Origin of the sequence: Novosphingobium sp. UBA1939 (assembly GCF_002336885.1) — a bacterium.
In the GTDB taxonomy this organism is placed as follows: domain Bacteria; phylum Pseudomonadota; class Alphaproteobacteria; order Sphingomonadales; family Sphingomonadaceae; genus Novosphingobium.
In genome coordinates this window covers 11690-29650 of sequence record NZ_DDFB01000018.1, presented here as the reverse complement: position 1 = coordinate 29650, position 17961 = coordinate 11690, and the positions used below count along the sequence as shown (strand labels likewise).

Genomic DNA, 17961 nt, shown 5'->3' with positions numbered 1-17961 from the left:
CGATGCCGAAGGGCGGGCGGCCCTGCCTGAGCCGGATTGGAAGCTGCTCCTCGAACGGAAGGGCCGCGACTTCGGGCGTCAGCTTGCCATGCGTGCCGATGGGCGAGGTTTCGGTCATGCCCCAGCCTTGCACCGTCTCCACCCCGTGTTCGCGCAGGCGGCGGACCAGGCTTTCGGGTAGCGCGGCGCCACCGATAATGACCCGGCGCAGGCTGGTCAGACGGCCGCCGGTGGTATCGAGATGGTGGAGCAGGCCTTGCCACACGGTCGGTACGGCGGCGGAGAACGTTACGCCCTCGCTTTCGATCAGGGCGTGAAGCGACGCGCCATCAAGCTGCGCGCCGGGCAGCACCAGCTTGCAGCCGACGGCCGCCGTCGACAGCGGCATGCCCCAGGCATTGGCGTGGTACATCGGCACGATCGGCATGGCCACGTCGTTGATCGAAAGGCCGAACACGTCCGGCTGCAAGGTCAGCAGCATGTGCAGCACCGTTGAACGGTGCGAATAGAGCACGCCCTTCGGGTTGCCCGTGGTGCCGCTGGTGTAGCAGAGCGCGCAGGCGGTCTCTTCGCCGAAATCGCCCCAGCGCACGTCGCCCGGGGTTTCCGCGATCAGGGCTTCGACCGGGACCGCACCCGGCAGCACCCCGGCATCGACGGCAGCGGCATCGCCCAGCACGATGATAGCGCCGTTGAAGGCAGTTCCAGCCAGCACTTCGGCCAGAAGCGGTTGAAAGCAGGGATCGACCAGGATCGCGCGGTCACCCGCATGGTCGACGATATAGCGGAGCTGGTCGGCGAACAGGCGCGGATTGAGCGTGTGGCACACCGCGCCCATGCCCATGATCGCGAACCACGCTTCGAGATGGCGCGCATTGTTCCAGGCCATGGTGGCGACCCGATCGCCGCGCCCGATACCCAGCGCGGTGAGCGCGGCGGACAAGCGCCGTGCCCGCGCGCGGATCGTTGCATAGTCGGTACGTTCGAGAGAGCCGTCGGCCTGACGGCTGACGACGGGGCGATCCCCGTCCCAGTCGGCGGCATGGTCGACGATCCGGTCGACCGTCAACGGCCAGTCCTGCATCAACCCGCGCATCGCATGGGCCTTTCGCGAGGTTGCGGTCTGTTGCGTGACGGGTGGGCCGCCCCGGCGCGAAACCCGGGCGGCCCTGCGACCCGATCAGAAGTTCATGCGCGCCGAGACGCCGAAATAGCGCTGCGCATCGCGCGGCGTGATCTGGCGCATGAACGCCGTGCCGTTCGGAATGCGCTGGATGACGAAGTGCTTGTCGGTCAGGTTCTTGGCGATGAACGAGACGCTGTACTTGTCGTCCTTGGTCCGCACCGTCACGCCCAAGTCCCACAGCGCATAGGCGGTCTGGATGGCATAGGGGTTCTGGTTGATGTCGAAGCTGGTCTTGCTCTGATAGACCACCGACGTGTTCAGATCGACGTTGAACGCTTCCAGGCCCAGCGGCAGGCGCCAGTCGGCGGTGACGGTGCCCTTGTACTTCGGCGCGAAGGGCAGCGGCTTGCCGTTGATGGCATCGGCGCACGTCACTGCCGCGCCAGTCGGGCAATTGAACTTGTTGATGTGCGCGTCGGTGTAGTTGAAACCACCGTTGAGCGAGAAGTTGTCGGTCAGCGAGGCATTGAAATCGACTTCCACACCGCGCGTCGAAACGCTGCCCGCATTGGTCAGGCGCGTAACCACCTGGCCCGCCACCAGATCGAGGAAGTTCGCCTGGTAGTTGTTGTACTTGGCGTAGAACGCCGCGATGTTGAACGTCAGGCGGCGATCGAACAGCCGCGTCTTGAGGCCGATTTCATAGGCGTCTGACTTTTCCGGAGCGATCGGCCCGGTATCGCGCGCCAGCATGTTGAAGAACACGTTGATCGCCGGCCCCTTGTACCCGCGGGTATAGGTGCCATAGGCCATGACATCCTTGTCCACGTCGTACTGCAGGCCGACATTGCCCGACCAGCCATCCTTTGCGGTGGCCCCGGTGGCGGCAAAGGCCGGGTTCACGCCGGGGAAGGCCGTGGCGGAAGTGGAGCGGCGGCTGAAGTCGAACGCCACCTTGTCATGCGTATAGCGCGATCCGATGATGCCGCGGAACGTGGGCGTGAAGTTGGCGGTCGCCTGGCCGAAGGCCGAATAGCTGGTCAGCTTGGTGGTGAAATCCGCGTTGCCCTGCTGCGTCAGGTAGGTCGAACTTGCATCGCATGGCGTCAGGCCGTTCACCGGCGCCAGTGTCGAGGCCGTGCAGGCCTTGACCGTGCGGTTGAAGAAATCGACTTCCTTGGTGTGGTAGTAATAGAGTCCGGCCACGTATTCGAGGAACTGCTTGCCCGACGAGGCAACGCGCAGTTCCTGGGTGAACTGGTCGAACTTCAGATCGCCGCGGTCGTGCGACAACACATCGCTCGCGGCGGCGCCGGCGGCCACATACTTCGGCGCATCCGAACGGAAATCGCCGTCACGCTGCTGATAGTTGTACCAGTGGCGGTAGGCGGTGATCGAGGTGAGCGTGGCGCCGCCCAGATCGATGTCCATCTGCGCGGAAACGCCGCTGTTGCGGTCCCTGGTCAGCGGATCGAGATCGTTGTCGATGTTCTTGTTGCGGTCGTTCAGCGTCAGCGGCGCCAGCGACGGAATGAACACGCCCGTGGTGTAGGCACCGGGGAAGACCTGGCCGATGCTGTCGGCATAACCGTTGTCGTTGTTCTGCGCGTAGTCGCCGATCACGGTCAGCTTGAACGTGTCGTTGGGCTGATAGACGACCTTGCCGCGCAACCCCCAGTGTTCGTAGCCGTTGATCTTGTGCCCGTTGAACACGTTCACGCCGTTGCCGTCATACTTGGCGTAGAAGCCGGTCAGCGAGGCCGTCAGTCCTTCGCCCAGCGCCCCGCCGACGCTGCCGCGCACGCGGAATTCGTTGCCTTCGTACCACGCCGCATCCAGATAGCCGCCGAACGCCTTGGGCGGATCACGCGTGATGATGTTGATGACGCCGGCCGAAGCGTTCTTGCCGAACAGGCTGCCCTGCGGGCCGCGCAGCACTTCGATGCGTTCGACGTCGAGGAAGTCGGAGGTCTGCTGACCAGTACGCGCGAAAACCACGCCGTCGATCACGGTCGAAACCGAAGGTTCGACGCCCGAAGCGAACGAGATGGTGCCAACGCCGCGGATCGACAGCGCCGAATCCTTGTTGGTGTTGCCCTTGCGGAAGGTGAGCGTCGGCACGCGCTGGAACAGCTGCTCCGCCGAATTGACGTTGGCGCGTTCGAGCTGCGCGCCCGAAACCACCGAGATCGCCAGCGGCACGTCCTGCAGGTTCTGCGCGCGCTTCTGCGCGGTAACGATGATTTCGCCAGTGCCGATGCCGCCGTTCTCTTCACCGGCCGGCGACTGCGCCTCGGCGGCAATAGCCGGCGCGGCGAACAAGGACATGCCCAGCGCGGTCGACAACGCAAGGCACAGCTTCGCTTTCGTTTGCATACTCAATCCTCCCCAACAGTCATCCAGCGGACCGCGCCCGGTTAAGCGAGGCAGGCTGGAGATCGACACCCGCTCCGTTGTCGGATGGCGTGAATGTCGACCGTCTATGTCATGGAGTGCGCAATTTGGTCATTGCAGTCCAATCGAGAAAAATCGGTATGCTATGTCCAAATGCTATGGCCTTGTGGCGATGAGCTTGTGGACATGATCGAGACAGGCCGCCGTTTCGCGCATGATTTCAACATGCAGCCAGCTCACGATCTCGGGTGTCGGCCCAATATCCGGCTCGAGCAAGGCGAAATCGAGATAGACCGGCGGCGTGATCGGGCGGATCGCCACCCCCACCCGGTGAAACAGGGGTGCGCTGAACGGCTCGGCGATGGAGATGCCCAGGCCCGCTTCGACGAAAGCATAGAGAATCTGCGAATGCTGCGTCTCCAGCCGGCGGGAAACCGCGACGCCCGAAGAGGCGAGCGCCGCGTCGATGCCATTCCACAAGGCATCAGCCTCATGCATCGGACCGATGAATTCCTCGCCGGCAAGATCCGCCACAGCCAGGCTGCCGCGCTGCGCCAGCGGATGCCCCGAAGGCAGGATGCAGACATATTCCGCCCGCGCCACGCTGGTCGTCCGGATGCCTTCGCGCGGGGGAATGTCCACGCCCACGCCGAGGTCGGCCTGCCCCAGAAACACGCGTTCCTCGATGCCGCGCTGCCCCAGCGACTCCACCGTGACCTTGATGTCGGGATAAAGGATACGAAAGCGCTGGATCACCGCCGGAAGAATCGACATCGCGATCGCCGCCAGCGCGGCAATCCGCACCGTGCCGACGGGATGCGCGCGGATGCGCCGCGCCGCCTGATCGAGCAGGTCGAGACCGGTGTAGCTGCGCCGCACCGCCTCGAACAGCATCTGCGCCTGCTCGGTGGGGTGTACGCGCGCGCCGCGCCGGTCAAACAGGCGGAATCCCACCGCCCGCTCCAGATCGGCGATCAGCCGGCTAACCGACGGCTGGCTGACATTGAGCATCTGCGCGGCGGCTGTAATGCCCCCGCTCATCATCACGGCGCGGAACGCCTCAACCTGTCGCATACGCATGGTCATAGTATAGGCGTATGATTAGCTAGCGCAATTTGATTGGATGCGATGGCCGATCGCGCTCTACGAACGGGTCAACCACACGACACCGGGAGAGTCCAATGAGGTTTGCCGAGCAACGCGCCCAGTTCGAGCGCGAGGGATACGCCGTGTTCGAGCGGGTTCTGGAAGGACCGCTGCTGGACTTGCTGCGCAACGAATGCGCCCGCGTGATCGAACGCGAGGATGCCCGGCTCGACGCGCTTGGCGTCGAAGTCGATGGCATCAGCCACAAGGGCAAACGCTATTTCGCCGGCGAATGCCAGCGCGTGCAGCCCGAACTGCGCGACATGCTGTTCAGCGAAACCATGGCCGACATNNGCGGACCACAAGCCCTACCTCACCTGCTGGTGCACGCTGGACGACACCACCGTCGCCAACGGCACCGTACGCATCCTGCCGTTCTCGCAGGCGCCGGAAACGCGCGATGGCATCGTGCCGCATATCCGCCAGGAAGGCAGCAACGACTTGGTTGGCTACACCGGCGATGCCGAAGGCGTGACCCTGGAAGTGCCGGCGGGCAGTGTCGTTGCGTTCTCCAGCCTGGCGCTTCATGCGACGGGCTCCAATTCCACGCCGAACATGCGCCGCGTCTATCTGGCGCAGTATTCGCCCGAGCCGATCATCAATCCCGGCTCCAACCATCTGCGCCGCAACGCCATCGCGTTCCTGCGCGGCGGGCGTCAGGTCACTTTCAACTGAGCCGCCGGCGCACCGACGCTCAAGGCGCCAGATCGATTAGGTCTGGCGCCACCTTGAACCGGAATCGCATGTCTAACGTTCGAGCGATCACGGCATCCGGCAGCCTGCCCCTTGCGCGATCGCATTCGTCCGTATATGTCTCACGTTGTCATATCGAATAATCGATACCGAGAGGAGGATCGGGCGCGGCCCGGTCCCGGCATCCCTGACGCAGCAGCACCCAGGACATCTGCATGAGCCAGCTTTCCCTTCCCGCCGCATCACGCCCGCTGGGCGATAGCGGCCTTTCCATCTCTCCACTGGCATGGGGCATGTGGCGGCTGGCCGAGGATGGCCGCACTGCGGCCGACGCCGCCCGGCTGGTCCATGCCGCGCTCGATGCCGGCATCACCCTGCTGGACACGGCGGATATCTATGGCTTCGACGGGACCGGCGGTTTCGGCGATGCCGAAGCGCTGCTGGGCGAAGTGCTTGCGGCCGAACCCGGCCTGCGCGCGCGGATGGTGCTCGCCACCAAGGGCGGAATCCTGCCGCCGCTGCCCTATGACCAGAGCGCGGCCTACCTGAACGCGGCGATCGATGCCTCGCTGCGCCGCCTGCGCACCGATGTGATCGATCTGTGGCAGGTCCACCGGCCCGACATCCTCGCCCATCCGCTGGAAGTGGCGCGCGTGCTGGACGACGCCGTGGCCGCGGGCAAGATCCGGACGCTGGGCGTATCGAATTTCACCATCCACCAGATCGCCGCGCTGCAGCACTTCCTCGGCCACAAGCTGGTCGCGACCCAGCCCGAAATCAGCCCCCTGCGCATCGCCTGCTTCGAGAACGGCGAGCTGGATCAGGCGATGACGATGGGGCTGGTGCCGCTCGCCTGGTCGCCGCTGGGCGGGGGACGCCTGGCCGCGCCGGCCGACGAACGCGCGCGCGCCGTCGCCGCCGCACTCGACAAGGTCGCCAAGGCGCAAGGCGTGTCGCGCACGGTCGCGGCCTTTGCCTGGTTGATGGCCCATCCCGCCGGAATCGTGCCGATCGTGGGATCGCAGCAGGGCGACCGGATCAGGGAAGCCGCGCAGGCGGCGCATGTGCGCTGGACGCGCGAGGAATGGTACGCGGTGCTGGTTGCCGCGCGTGGAGAGAGACTGCCCTGAAGGGCAGCGCTGAGGAGGCAAGACAATGACCCAGCAATGCGAAATCGCCTGGTTTTCCGCCCTTTGCGATGATGACTACGAGTTCCTGGGCGTTCCCGATCCCTATCTGCAATCGAGCTGGGAACACTGCCGCAACATCGTGTTGCGCGCGGAGGAAGGCGGCTTCGACAACATCCTCCTGCCCTCCGGCTATCAGCTCGGGCTGGACACGACCGCCTTTGCCGCCGCGGTGGCCACGCAAGTCCGCAAGATCAAGCTGCTCTGGGCGACCCGCATCGGCGAAGACTGGCCGCCGCAGCTTGCGCGCCGCATCGCCACGCTCGATCGCATCCTCGGCCCCAACGCGGCCGGCACGGGCGGACGGCTGAACGTCAATATCATCTCGTCCGACATGCCCGGCGAAACGCTGGCTTCGGGTCCGCGCTATCGCCGCGCGACCGAGGTGATGAAGATCGTCCGCACCCTGCTTAACGGGGAGCATCTGGATTTCGACGGCGAGTTCTACAAGCTGAAGCTCGATCCGCCGCGCATCGCGACGCTTTCCGGCCGCTGCCCGGCCTTCTATTTCGGCGGACTGAGCGAAGACGCGCGCGAATGCGCGGCCGAAGGCTGCGACGTCTACCTGATGTGGCCCGATACCATGGACAAGGTGCGCGAAACCATTGCCGACATGAAGACGCGCGCAACCCGTTTCGGGCGCACTCTGCGCTTCGGCTATCGCGCGCATGTGGTCGTGCGCGAGACGGAGGAAGAGGCGCGCGCCTATGCCGATCGCCTGCTCTCGAAGCTGGATGACGATGCCGGCAAGGCGATCCGCGAAAAGTCGCTTGATGCCGCGAACTACGGCGTCCAGCGCCAAAGCGAGCTGCGCGGCGCGGCCGGCGGTGACGGCTTCGTGGAGGACAACCTGTGGACCGGGATCGGCCGGGCGCGATCGGGTTGCGGCGCGGCCATCGTCGGCACGCCCGATCAGGTGCTGGCCAAGCTGCGCGCCTATCAGGCCGAAGGGATCGAGGCCTTCATCCTTTCGGGCTATCCGCACGCGCAGGAAGCCGACCTGTTCGCGCGCCATGTCCTGCCGCATATCGCACACGGCCCGCTGGCGATCTGAAGTCGGGAGGGATCGTCTAAGACAGGGCCGCGAGATCGTTGTCGGTGGCGGTCCAGGTCTGCGCGAACAGCCCGCCCGCGCCGAACAGCGCCCGCGCGGCAGCGGAGCGATCGCCTGCCTGCCACACGGCGCGCAGACGATCGGCCATCGGATCGTCCACCGGCCCCCAGGCGGCGACATTGTCGCCGCGCACATGGTTCATCCACGCGTTGATCGCGGACAGGATCGCCGGGCATGACCGGCCCTGCCGCTGGTTCGCGGCCAGCGTTTCCAGCCAGCGTTGCGGAATCTTCTGGCTGCCATCCATCGCGATCTGGATCAGCCGGTGGTTGAGCGCCGGATTGGCGAAGCGTTCGATCAGCGCGGCGGCATAGGCGGACAAATCCTGCCCCGGCGCTGCGGCGATCGTGGGCGCGGCTTCCTCCAGCATCAGGCGCGTGACCATGGCGCGCAGATCGGGATCGCCGATCGCCTCGTGGACATAGCTGTAACCCGCCATAAGCCCGCGATAGGCGAGGGCCGAATGCGCGCCGTTGAGCATACGCAGCTTGGCCGTTTCGTAGGGGGCGACATCGGCCACCAGTTCCGCGCCCACCACGTGCCAGCACGGACGCGCCCCGGCGAAGCGGTCTTCGATCACCCACTGGCTGAACGGTTCGGTGACGACGGCGGCGGCATCGTCTAGCCCGGAAAGCCGGGCCACCGCCTCGCGATCGGCATCGGTCGTCGCCGGCACGATCCGGTCGATCATCGTCGCAGGGCAGGTGCAGTTGTCCGCAAACCAGGCGGCCATGTCCGGTTCGTGCCGCGCGATATAGGCGTGCATGAGCGCCTCCAGCTGACGCCCGTTGTCGGCAAGATTGTCGCAGGAAAGAAGCGTCAGCCCCGGCAATCCGGCATCGCGGCGGCGGCGCAGCCCCTGCGTCACGAAGTAATAGAGGCTCTGCGAATGGGCGAGGTTGAAGTCGAGCGACCCGTCCGCCGCGCGGCAATAGCCCTTCTCCGTCACGGTGAAGCTGGCGATCCGCGTGGACGGCGCGGCCAGTTCGGCAATCACCGCCTCCGGCTGCTCGCTGGCCACCAGCACGCGCCGCACCGATCCGACCAGTCGCACGCCGATGCCTGGGGCGGACCGTTCGCTCAGCGTGTAAAGGCCATCCTGCGGATTCATCTGCGTGGCGACATCGGCCGAACGCAGCGAAACACCGGTGATCATCCAGTCGCGATCGCCCTGCCCCATGGCACGGTCGGTGTACCACGCCTGATGCGCGCGGTGGAACGCGCCGATGCCGAAGTGGACGATCCCCACCGCCTGCGCGGCGCGGTCGTAGCCGGGACGGACGACATCGGCGGACAGGCGGCTGGCGGCAGTGGTGGAAAGTCTCATCAAGCGATCCCGTCAGGTCAGAGTTTGTAGGCCCGCTTGGCGAGATTGTAGGTGAGATCGCGCGCCAGCTCCGCGGCTTCCCAGTCCTCGATGCGATGTTCCGCCACAAGCTGCGCCAGGAAGCCGCAATCGATGCGACGGGCAACGTCATGCCGCGCGGGGATCGACAGGAACGCGCGGGTATCGTCGTTGAAGCCTACGGTGTTGTAGAAACCGGCGGTTTCCGTGGTCATCAGGCGGAAGCGGCGCATCCCTTCCGGGCTATCATGGAACCACCACGCCGGGCCGAGTTTGAGGCAGGGGTAGTGCCCGGCCAGCGGGGCCAGTTCGCGGGCATAGGCGCTTTCATCCAGCGTGAAGAGGATGATCGAGAGATCGCGCGCGTTGCCGAAGCGGTCGAGCAGCGGCTTTAGGGCGTGGACATAGTCGGTGCGGGTGGGGATGTCGGCGCCCTTGTCCCGGCCCAAGCGTTCGAAAAGCTGCGCGTTGTGATTGCGGAACGATCCGGGGTGGATCTGCATGACCAGCCCGTCGTCACAGCTCATCGCCGCCATTTCGGTCAGCATCTGGGCGCGGAACAGTTCCGCCTCGGCCGGCGTGAACGCGCCGCGCGCCACGGTGTCGAACAGCGCCTCGGCCTCGGCCGGGGAAAGATTGGCGGTCTGCGCGGTGGGATGGCCGTGGTCGGTGCTGGTGGCACCCATCTGCGCGAAGAAGGCACGACGCTGGCGGTGCGCGGCCAGATAGCCGCGCCAGGTGCGGCAGTCCTCGCCGGTGAGCGCCGACAGCGCATCGAGGTTGGCGGAAAAGCCTTCGAATTCGGGATCGACCACCGGGTCCGGGCGATAGGCGGTAATCACCCGGCCCTGCCAGCCGCCCGCCCGTGCGTTCTCGGCGCGGATCGCCGCATGGTGCTCCAGCGTATCGAGCGGGCTTTCGGTGGTGGCGATCACTTCGATGCCATAGCGGTCGAACAGCGCGCGCGGACGGAAGCTGTCGGTCGCGAGCATTTCGGTGATCGTGTCGAAATAGAGGTCGGCGGTATCGGCCTCCAGTTGCACGCCCATGCCGAAGGCTTCGGCAAAGACCCAGTCGAGCCACATGCGCGATGGCGTACCCCGGAACAGGGTATAGCGTTCGGCGAACAGCCGCCATGCCGCGCGCGGATCGACGCCCGGATTGCGCACGCCCAGATCCTCGAGCGCGACGCCCTGGGAATAGAGCATGCGGAACACGTAGTGATCGGGCACCAGCAGCAGATCGGTGGCGTTGCCGAACGGCGCGTTGTCAGCGAACCAGCGCGGATCGGTGTGGCCGTGGGGGCTGACGATCGGCAGGTCCGCGATATCGGCATACAAGGCGCGCGCCAGGGCACGGACCGAAGGTTCCGCCGGCAGCAGGCGATCGGGATGCAGTTCAAGGGATCGTGGCATGGGTTCGGCGATGTCTTTCGATGTATTCAGCCAGTATTGTCAGGCCGTGGCGCGCGCGTAACGATCGCGCTTGGCCTGCACCGCGCGGCGGGCTTCGGCCACGGCGCGTTCCTCGGTGGCGAACAGCAGGCTTTCCAGCACGGCCGACAAGTGCGCGCGCATCGCCGCCCGGGCAGCGGACGGATCGTGGCGCTTTAACGCCTCCAGCACGGCGGTATGTTCGTCGACCACCGGCTTGATGTTCGCGGTGCGTGCCTTTTCGTGCAGCAGCGAGGCTTCGGGCGAGGTGTAGCGCTGATTCCACAGCCGCTCGACGATCTCGATCATGGCGTTGTTGCGCGTGGCCCGGGCGATGGCGACGTGGAAACTGTGATCGGCCTTGTCCGATCCGGCGGGATCGAGGTTTTCGCGCGCGATGGCCCGCAGCAGTTCCTCCAGCTCGGCGATTTCCTCGTCGGTGATCTGGGTTGCCGCCAGCGCGGCGGTTTCACCTTCCACCAGCAGGCGCGCCTCGGTCAGCTCGAAAGCGGTGACGTTGAAGCCGGGCATGTCATCGCCGCCAGGCAGCCGCACCACATAGGCGCCCGAGCCCACGCGCACTTCCACCAGTCCCTGCACTTCCAGCGCGATGATCGCCTCGCGCACGGTCGGCCGGCTGACGTTGTAACGCACTGCCAGTTCGCGCTCGGCCGGCAAGCGCGCGCCAACGGGGTACTTGCCCGATGCCAGTTCATCCAGCAGCGCCCGCGCCAGATCCTGATAAAGCCGTTCCTGCGCCGATCCCGTCGAACTCATGCCGCCTCCGTGGCTTTACCAATTTCAAAAAACTTGACAGACCAAATTGGACTCGTCAAGTCGTCATACCAATATGGCCGCCATATCGCGAGGGATTCCATGAAAATTGAAGCCGCCAAGGTGATTGTTACCTGCCCCGGGCGGAACTTCGTCACGCTGAAGATCGTGACCGACCAGGGCGTGTACGGCATCGGCGATGCCACGCTGAACGGGCGCGAACTGGCCGTCGTGTCCTATCTGGAAGACCACGTCATTCCGTGCCTGATCGGCATGGACCCGCGCCGGATCGAAGACATCTGGCAATACCTCTATCGCGGCGCGTACTGGCGCGGCGGACCGGTAACGATGCGCGCGATAGCGGCGGTGGACGTCGCGCTGTGGGACATCAAGGCCAAGATGGCGGGGATGCCGCTCTACCAGCTTCTGGGCGGGCGCAGCCGCGACGGGGTGATGGTCTATGGCCACGCCAACGGCGCCGATATCGCCGAAACGGTCGATGCCGTGGGCCAGTACATCGACCTCGGCTACAAGGCGATCCGCGCCCAGACCGGCGTACCGGGGATCAAGGACGCCTATGGTGTGGGGCGCGGCAAGCTCTATTACGAGCCGGCCGACGCCGCGCTGCCCTCCGTGACCGGATGGGACACGCGCAAGGCGCTCAACTATGTTCCCAAGCTGTTCGACAAGCTGCGCGAAACCTATGGCTTCGACTACCACCTGCTGCACGATGGCCACCACCGCTATACCCCGCTGGAAGCGGCACAGCTGGGCAAGGCGCTGGAGCCCTACAGCCTGTTCTGGCTGGAAGACTGTACCCCGGCGGAGAACCAGGAAGCGTTCCGGCTGGTGCGCCAGCACACCACCACGCCGCTGGCCGTCGGTGAAATCTTCAACACGATCTGGGACGCCCGGGACCTGATCCAGAACCAGCTGATCGACTACATCCGCGCGACCATCGTCGGCGCGGGCGGGGTGACGCACCTGCGCCGGTTGGCCGATCTCGCCGCGCTCTACCAGGTCCGCACCGGCTGCCATGGCGCGACCGACCTCTCCCCGGTGACGATGGGCGCCGCGCTGCACTTCGATACCTGGGTGCCCAACTTCGGCATCCAGGAATACATGCGCCACACCGAGGAAACCGACGCGGTCTTCCCGCACGACTATACCTTCGCCGATGGTTTCCTGCTGTGCGGGGAAACCCCCGGCCATGGCGTCGACATCGACGAGGATCTCGCCGCAAAATACCCTTACAAGCCGGCCTACCTGCCCGTCGCCCGCCTTGCGGACGGCACGATGTGGAACTGGTGAGACGCATGCCGATACTGCCGCGATGATGCGAAGCGGGCGCGCGGAGAAATGCGCGTCCGCAAATCCCGGAGAGGCCCATGACGATCAACTGGCGCGCCGTTCGCGTCCGCATCCTGCTGCTGGTGATGGTCGGCACCGTCATCAACTATCTCGCGCGCAATTCGCTGGGCGTGCTGGCCCCGCAATTGAAGCTGGAACTGTCGATATCGACGCAGCAGTACAGCTATATCGTCGGCGCTTTCCAGATCGCCTACACGGTGATGCAGCCGGTCGCGGGGATGGTTATCGACCGAATCGGTCTGACCGCTGGCTTCGCGCTGTTCGCCATCGCCTGGTCGCTGGCCAACATGGCCCATGCCTTTGCCCGCGGGTGGTTTTCGCTGGCGGTGTTCCGCGGCCTGCTGGGCATGGCGGAAGCGGCGACGATCCCGGCGGGGATGAAAGCCATCGCCGAATGGTTTCCCGATCGCGAACGCTCGATCGCGACCGGCTGGTTCAACGCCGGCACCGCCGCCGGCGCCGCGCTCGCGCCCGTGGTGGTCGCGCTGATCGCCAAGCAATGGGGCTGGCAGGCCGGCTTCTTCGTCACCGGCGCGATCGGACTGATCTGGGCGCTTGCGTGGTGGCGCCTCTATCGCCCGCCGGCGCAATCGCGCGTTCTCACCGACCAGGAACGGCGCCTGATCGCGGACGGGCAGCGCGTGGTGGACGCGGACGCTGCCAAGGTTACGATCCGCGCCATCATCGGCGCGCCGCGCTTCTGGGCCATCGCGGTGCCGCGCTTTCTGGCGGAGCCGGCGTGGCAGACCTTCAGCTTCTGGATTCCGCTCTATCTCGCGAATGAGCGACACATGGACCTGACGCAGATCGCGATGTTCGCGTGGCTGCCGTTTCTGGCGGCGGACGCGGGCGGCATCATCGGCGGATACCTGGCGCCGGTGTTCCAGCGCCGCTGGGGCCTGTCGCTGGAAGCATCGCGCATTGCGGGCATCTGCCTGGGTGCGGTGCTGATGATCGGGCCTGGCCTGGTCGGTCTGGTCGCGCATCCGCTGCTGGCGATCGCGCTGCTGTCGGTCGGCGGCTTCGCGCACCAGATGATCTCGGTTCTGATCAACACGCTTTCCGCCGACGTCTTTCCCCGCTCCGATGTCGCCAAGGCCAACGGCCTGGTCGGCATGGCCGGGTGGACCGGCGGGTTGCTGTTCTCGCTGGCGATCGGGCAACTGGCGGACACGGTCGGCTATGCGCCGCTGTTCGCCTGCCTCGGCCTGTTCGATCTGATCGGCGCCATCTGGCTGATCGCGCTGCGCCGCCACCTCACCATCCCTGCAAAGGCCTGATCGATGCCCAAGCCGCGCCTGTCCCACCCTCCTCGCTTCTCGATCGCGGACCGCGACGGCGCGCGCGTGACGCTGCACGCCGATACCGGCGCGGTGGCGCATATCTTCGTGCTGGAGGAAGACATCGTGCGCGTGCTGCTGCTGGCGCGGGGGACCGTCACCTCCCCGCCAAGCTGGGCCGTCGCGCCGGGGCAGGAGGACGTGGCCGAACCCGGGCGCGACCGCATGGACACATCGGGCTTCGCCACGCCCGGCTTCACGGTGCGCGAGGATGCGGACCACATCACCATAGAGACGTCCCGGCTGCGGCTTGCCATCGCGCGCAGCGGGTTTCTCTGCACCTGGTCGCGGCAGTCGGAGGCAGGCTGGACCGTCATCAGCGCCGACCGCCCGACCCAGCCCTACAATTTCGGGTGGTGGGACGAAGCGACCTATCACTATGTCGCGCGTCAGCCGGGCGAGCGCTATTTTGGCCTGGGCGAACGCTCCGGCCCGATGGACCGCGCCGGGCGCCGTCTGCGGCTGACCAATCTCGATCCCATGGGCTATGACGCGCGGTCTTCGGACCCGCTCTACAAGGCCATCCCCTATCTGCTGGTGGTGGCCGTCGATGGGAGCGCGCATGGCGTGTTCTACGATACCACTGCCGATCCCGTGTTCGATCTGGGCCAGGAATACGACAACTACCACGGCGCCTATCGCACGATGCGCGCCGAATCCGGCGATCTCGACTACTACATGATCGCCGGGCCGGACGCGGCGGAGGTCACGCGGCGCGTCACCTGGCTGACCGGTCGCCCGGCGCTGATGCCCGGCTGGGCGCTCGGCTATTCCGGTTCGACGATGACTTATACCGACGCGCCCGACGCGCAGCAGCAGATGGGGCAATTCCTGGCAAAGCTGGAAGAGCATGACATCGGCTGCACCTCGTTCCACCTGTCGTCCGGCTACACCTCGATCGGCGACAAGCGCTACGTGTTCCACTGGAACACCGACAAGTTCCCCGACGCGAAAGGCTTCGTGCGCGCCTTCGCCGAGGCGGGCGTGCGGCTGGTGCCCAACATCAAGCCGGCGCTGCTGCGCGATCACCCGCACTACGCCGAGCTTGCGGCGAAAGGCTGGTTCGTGAAGGACGCCGATGGCGATCCGATCGAATGCCAGTTCTGGGACGAGCTGGGCGCCTACGTCGATTTCACCAACCCCGAAGCGGCGGCATGGTGGCGCGGGCAGGTAACGGCGCAACTGCTCGATTACGGCATCGCCTCCACCTGGAACGACAACAACGAATACGAGATATGGGATCGCCGCGCGCGCATCGACGGGTTCGGCGCGCCCCGCCCGGCCGCCGCCGAACGGCCGGTGCAGACCCTGCTGATGATGCGGGCCTCGCGCCAGGCGCAACGGGCGCATGATCCGCGGCACCGGCCCTACGTGGTCACGCGATCGGGCATGGCGGGCATGCAGCGCTATGCGCAGACATGGTCGGGCGACAACAACACCAGCTGGGAATCGCTGCGCTTCAACCAGAAGATGGGGCTTGGCCTGGCGCTGTCGGGCGTATCCAACCACGGGCACGATATCGGCGGCTTCGCCGGCCCGGCGCCCGAACCCGAACTGCTGCTGCGCTGGGTGCAGGCGGGCATCCTCATGCCGCGTTTCTCGATCCACAGCTGGAACACCGATCGCACGGTCAACGAACCGTGGATGTATCCGGAGACGACCCCGGCGATCGTGCGGCTGATGGCGCTGCGGCAGGCGCTGATCCCGCAGCTTGGCCACCTGCTCTGGCGCCACCATGCCCACTACGAGCCGGTCACGCGCCCGCTGTGGCATGATTTTCCGTCCGATCCCGCCGCATGGACCGATGGCGATGACTACCTGCTCGGCCCCGATCTGCTGGTCGCCCCGGCGATGGACAAGGGCCTGGCCGAGCGCGCGGTCCATTGCCCGGCCGGCACCGACTGGTTCGACTTGCGCGATGACCGCCGCCATGCGGGTGGCCAGTGCCATGTCCTGCCCGCGCCGCTGGAAGGCCTGCCGCCGATCCTGGCGCGCGAAGGCAGCGGCGTGTTCCTCGACATCGCGCCCGGCGGTTTCGCGCCCCGGCCGATGAAACCGGCGGTGCTGCTCTATCCCCCGGCCACGGGAACGCTGCAATGGGCAGGCTTCCTCGACGAAAGCGAAGGCTGGCCCGACGCTTCCCTCCCGCCACTGTGGCGCGTGACCGTAACGGCCAGCGCGGCCGGGCTGGACATCGTGTCGCGGTGGGATGGCGCCGCGCCGGAACCGGCAGCGGGCCTGCGCATCGTCATGCCGCTGGCCGAAACGCGCAAGGTGCGGCTGAACGGCGTGGACGCAGCACCTGTGCGGCAGACGGTCATGGGCGTGGAGCGCCTGCTGTTCTGAAGGCTATGTTCTGAACATCGGCGGCCTGCCCGGCCGGCCGCTGTCATGAAGATTACGCAAATGCAACATAGCGCGGTGATCCGGAAAAGATCGCACCGTGCCAGCAGCTCCGTCTCACATCATCCGCTGGGTGGCCCTCTACGTGGTGCCGCAGGAACAGCACATCCGCGCCGCCCTGCGCCGCGCGGGGGTGTGCGATGCCGACGCGGACGATCTGGTGCAGGATGCCTATTGCCGGCTCGCCACCCTGCGCAGCATCGATCATATCGACCGGCCCGGCGCCTATTTCATGCAGATCGTCAAGAACCTGCGGCGCGACCGGCTGCGGCGCGAACGGATCATCCGGTTCGAGGATGTTACGGAAAATGCCAACCTGTTCGTCGAGCATGAAGCGGTTGGCGTCGAAGCGACGGTCGCGGCGCGCGAGCAGCTCCGGTTGGTGGGCCGGTTGCTGGCGGACCTGCCCGACCGGTGCCGGACGATCTTCACGCTGAAACGGATGGAAGGGTTATCCCAAAGGGAAATCGCGAAACGGCTTGGCGTGAGCGAAAGCGTGGTGGAAAACGACGTGCAGAAAGCGCTGCGCACGATCCAGCGGGCTTTGCGGACAGACCCCGGATGCGGCCCCGGCGACAGCCCGCCCGAGAAGGATTTTACGGACGTTGACGAGCGGCGGAAATTCGAGGTTTACGGTTGAAGACGAGGCTGCCTTCTGGGCGGCCCGGATCGATGCTGCGCCGTCCGATGCCCATCCCGGACTGGACGAATGGCTGAACGCCGATCCGGCGCGGGCCGGCGCCCTGTTGCGCGCGCAGGCCGCGCTGGCGATGCTGGGCGGGGGGCTGCCCGAAGCCGCGTGCCTGCCATCCGAAACGCCCGCGCCGGTCGAGGACGCGGACAAGCTCCCGCGCAAGGTCTGGCGCTGGGTTGCGGGGGGCGCGGTGCTGGCCGCCTCGCTCGCCGCGCTGGCCTTCCTCAACCTGCCGCGTGCCGAAACCTTCGAGGCGGATCATGGCGAAGTGCGCGCGCTCGCCTTGCGCGATGGATCGGCGGTATCGGTCGATGCCGGCAGCCGCGTGGATGTCCGCATCGAGGATGACGCGCGCGTCACCCGTCTGGTGCGCGGCAAGGCGCTGTTCCATGTCGCGCACGATCCCGGCAAGCCGTTCCGCGTAATCGTGGGCGACGTGACCATCACCGATATCGGTACGGTCTTCCAGGTGTCCGACGATGCCGAGGCCGGCTTCGTCGACGTGCTGGTGAGCGAAGGCGCGGTGGACGTGGAGGCCGCCGGCGCGCGCACGCGGCTGGTCGCCGGGAACCGCGCCCGCTTTCCCCGCGCCGCCGGTGCGGCGTCCGCTCCCCCGATCCAGCCCGTATCCGCTGCTGCGATCGACCGCGCGCTCGGCTGGACCAGCGGGCGGCTCGAACTCGATGGCGAACCGATCGGCGAGGCGGTGGCGGAAATGAACCGGCACAACCATCTGCAAGTCCAGCTGGCCGATCCGGCCCGGCTGGCAGGCGAACCGCTCTATGGCGCGTTCCGGATGAACGATCCGATCGGCTTCGCCCGTGCCGTTGCCGTCAGCGTGGAGGGCACCGCCACCGTCGGCGAGGACAGCATCGTCATTTCCGCCCGCAAATAGCACGCCCGCCGGGATTGGGGGCCGGAATGGGGGCCGGATCGGGAAC

General features: G+C 66.4%; 15 protein-coding genes. 8 read left to right on the top strand and 7 right to left on the bottom strand.

Annotation, left to right across the window (positions count from 1 at the left end; genetic code table 11):
* From B3547_RS03460 to B3547_RS03445, 4 genes are all read right to left on the bottom strand, one after another.
* The coding region (locus tag B3547_RS03460) for an AMP-binding protein (RefSeq protein WP_292960208.1) at positions 1–1096 on the bottom strand (1096 nt) is incomplete at its 3' end.
* Between the two features lie 84 nt (positions 1097–1180).
* Positions 1181–3502 (bottom strand): TonB-dependent receptor, encoded by a 2322-nt coding sequence (locus tag B3547_RS03455; RefSeq protein ID WP_292960205.1) that lies wholly within the window; start codon positions 3500–3502, stop codon positions 1181–1183.
* 174 nt (positions 3503–3676) lie between these two features.
* Positions 3677–4600, bottom strand: coding sequence for a LysR substrate-binding domain-containing protein (locus tag B3547_RS03450; protein ID WP_292960202.1), 924 nt, complete (start codon positions 4598–4600; stop codon positions 3677–3679).
* Positions 4601–4674: 74 nt separating this feature from the next.
* Positions 4675–4872 (bottom strand): hypothetical protein, encoded by a 198-nt coding sequence (locus B3547_RS03445; protein ID WP_292960200.1) that lies wholly within the window; start codon positions 4870–4872, stop codon positions 4675–4677.
* Between B3547_RS03445 and B3547_RS03440 the strand changes: the two genes are divergently transcribed.
* From B3547_RS03440 to B3547_RS03430, 3 genes are all read left to right on the top strand, one after another.
* Positions 4859–5341, top strand: coding sequence for a phytanoyl-CoA dioxygenase family protein (locus tag B3547_RS03440; protein WP_292960198.1), 483 nt, complete (start codon positions 4859–4861; stop codon positions 5339–5341). The genes B3547_RS03445 and B3547_RS03440 overlap by 14 nt on opposite strands.
* A gap of 233 nt (positions 5342–5574) precedes the next feature.
* A complete protein-coding gene (locus B3547_RS03435) occupies positions 5575–6489 on the top strand; it encodes an aldo/keto reductase (protein ID WP_292960196.1) in 915 nt (304 codons plus the stop codon).
* Between the two features lie 25 nt (positions 6490–6514).
* Positions 6515–7600, top strand: coding sequence for an LLM class flavin-dependent oxidoreductase (locus B3547_RS03430; RefSeq protein ID WP_124809533.1), 1086 nt, complete (start codon positions 6515–6517; stop codon positions 7598–7600).
* Between the two features lie 16 nt (positions 7601–7616).
* Here the strand turns inward: B3547_RS03430 and B3547_RS03425 are convergent, their stop codons facing one another.
* Genes B3547_RS03425 through B3547_RS03415 form a run of 3 tightly spaced genes read right to left on the bottom strand, consistent with a single transcriptional unit; the run spans position 7617 to position 11215 of the window.
* The gene (locus tag B3547_RS03425) at positions 7617–8987 is read right to left on the bottom strand and encodes a mannitol dehydrogenase family protein (protein WP_292960192.1); all 1371 of its coding nucleotides are present in this window, start codon (positions 8985–8987) and stop codon (positions 7617–7619) included.
* Between the two features lie 17 nt (positions 8988–9004).
* Positions 9005–10420 carry a glucuronate isomerase gene (uxaC, locus tag B3547_RS03420; RefSeq protein ID WP_292960190.1) on the bottom strand — a complete coding sequence of 472 codons (1416 nt, stop codon included), beginning with the start codon at positions 10418–10420 and terminating at the stop codon, positions 9005–9007.
* A gap of 39 nt (positions 10421–10459) precedes the next feature.
* Positions 10460–11215, bottom strand: a complete 756-nt coding sequence (locus B3547_RS03415) for a FadR/GntR family transcriptional regulator (protein WP_124809536.1) — start codon at positions 11213–11215, stop codon at positions 10460–10462.
* 99 nt (positions 11216–11314) lie between these two features.
* Here B3547_RS03415 and manD point away from each other — a divergent pair, with 99 nt between their 5' ends.
* The 5 genes from manD (at position 11315) to B3547_RS03390 (ending at position 17915) form a co-directional block, all read left to right on the top strand.
* On the top strand, positions 11315–12523 hold the full coding sequence (manD, locus tag B3547_RS03410; protein WP_124809537.1) for a D-mannonate dehydratase ManD: 1209 nt from the start codon (positions 11315–11317) through the stop codon (positions 12521–12523).
* Between the two features lie 77 nt (positions 12524–12600).
* Positions 12601–13863, top strand: a complete 1263-nt coding sequence (locus B3547_RS03405) for an MFS transporter (RefSeq protein WP_292960185.1) — start codon at positions 12601–12603, stop codon at positions 13861–13863.
* 3 nt (positions 13864–13866) lie between these two features.
* Positions 13867–16269 carry a glycoside hydrolase family 31 protein gene (locus B3547_RS03400; RefSeq protein WP_292960183.1) on the top strand — a complete coding sequence of 801 codons (2403 nt, stop codon included), beginning with the start codon at positions 13867–13869 and terminating at the stop codon, positions 16267–16269.
* Between the two features lie 97 nt (positions 16270–16366).
* Positions 16367–16966, top strand: a complete 600-nt coding sequence (locus tag B3547_RS03395; RefSeq protein ID WP_292960181.1) for an RNA polymerase sigma factor — start codon at positions 16367–16369, stop codon at positions 16964–16966.
* Complete coding sequence (locus tag B3547_RS03390) at positions 16932–17915, top strand: FecR family protein (protein WP_292960179.1); 984 nt, start codon at positions 16932–16934, stop codon at positions 17913–17915. The genes B3547_RS03395 and B3547_RS03390 overlap by 35 nt, the downstream gene beginning before the upstream one ends.
* Positions 17916–17961 lie beyond the last annotated feature (46 nt).

What these genes read in the sequence shown, in the direction of transcription:
- B3547_RS03450 (WP_292960202.1), bottom strand. Translation starts at nt 4,600, where the DNA reads ATGCGTATGCGACAGGTTGAGGCGTTCCGCGCCGTGATGATGAGCGGG.
- B3547_RS03415 (WP_124809536.1), bottom strand. Translation starts at nt 11,215, where the DNA reads ATGAGTTCGACGGGATCGGCGCAGGAACGGCTTTATCAGGATCTGGCG.
- B3547_RS03455 (WP_292960205.1), bottom strand. Translation starts at nt 3,502, where the DNA reads ATGCAAACGAAAGCGAAGCTGTGCCTTGCGTTGTCGACCGCGCTGGGC.
- B3547_RS03435 (WP_292960196.1), top strand. Translation starts at nt 5,575, where the DNA reads ATGAGCCAGCTTTCCCTTCCCGCCGCATCACGCCCGCTGGGCGATAGC.
- B3547_RS03400 (WP_292960183.1), top strand. Translation starts at nt 13,867, where the DNA reads ATGCCCAAGCCGCGCCTGTCCCACCCTCCTCGCTTCTCGATCGCGGAC.
- uxaC (WP_292960190.1), bottom strand. Translation starts at nt 10,420, where the DNA reads ATGCCACGATCCCTTGAACTGCATCCCGATCGCCTGCTGCCGGCGGAA.
- B3547_RS03425 (WP_292960192.1), bottom strand. Translation starts at nt 8,987, where the DNA reads ATGAGACTTTCCACCACTGCCGCCAGCCGCCTGTCCGCCGATGTCGTC.
- manD (WP_124809537.1), top strand. Translation starts at nt 11,315, where the DNA reads ATGAAAATTGAAGCCGCCAAGGTGATTGTTACCTGCCCCGGGCGGAAC.
- B3547_RS03430 (WP_124809533.1), top strand. Translation starts at nt 6,515, where the DNA reads ATGACCCAGCAATGCGAAATCGCCTGGTTTTCCGCCCTTTGCGATGAT.
- B3547_RS03405 (WP_292960185.1), top strand. Translation starts at nt 12,601, where the DNA reads ATGACGATCAACTGGCGCGCCGTTCGCGTCCGCATCCTGCTGCTGGTG.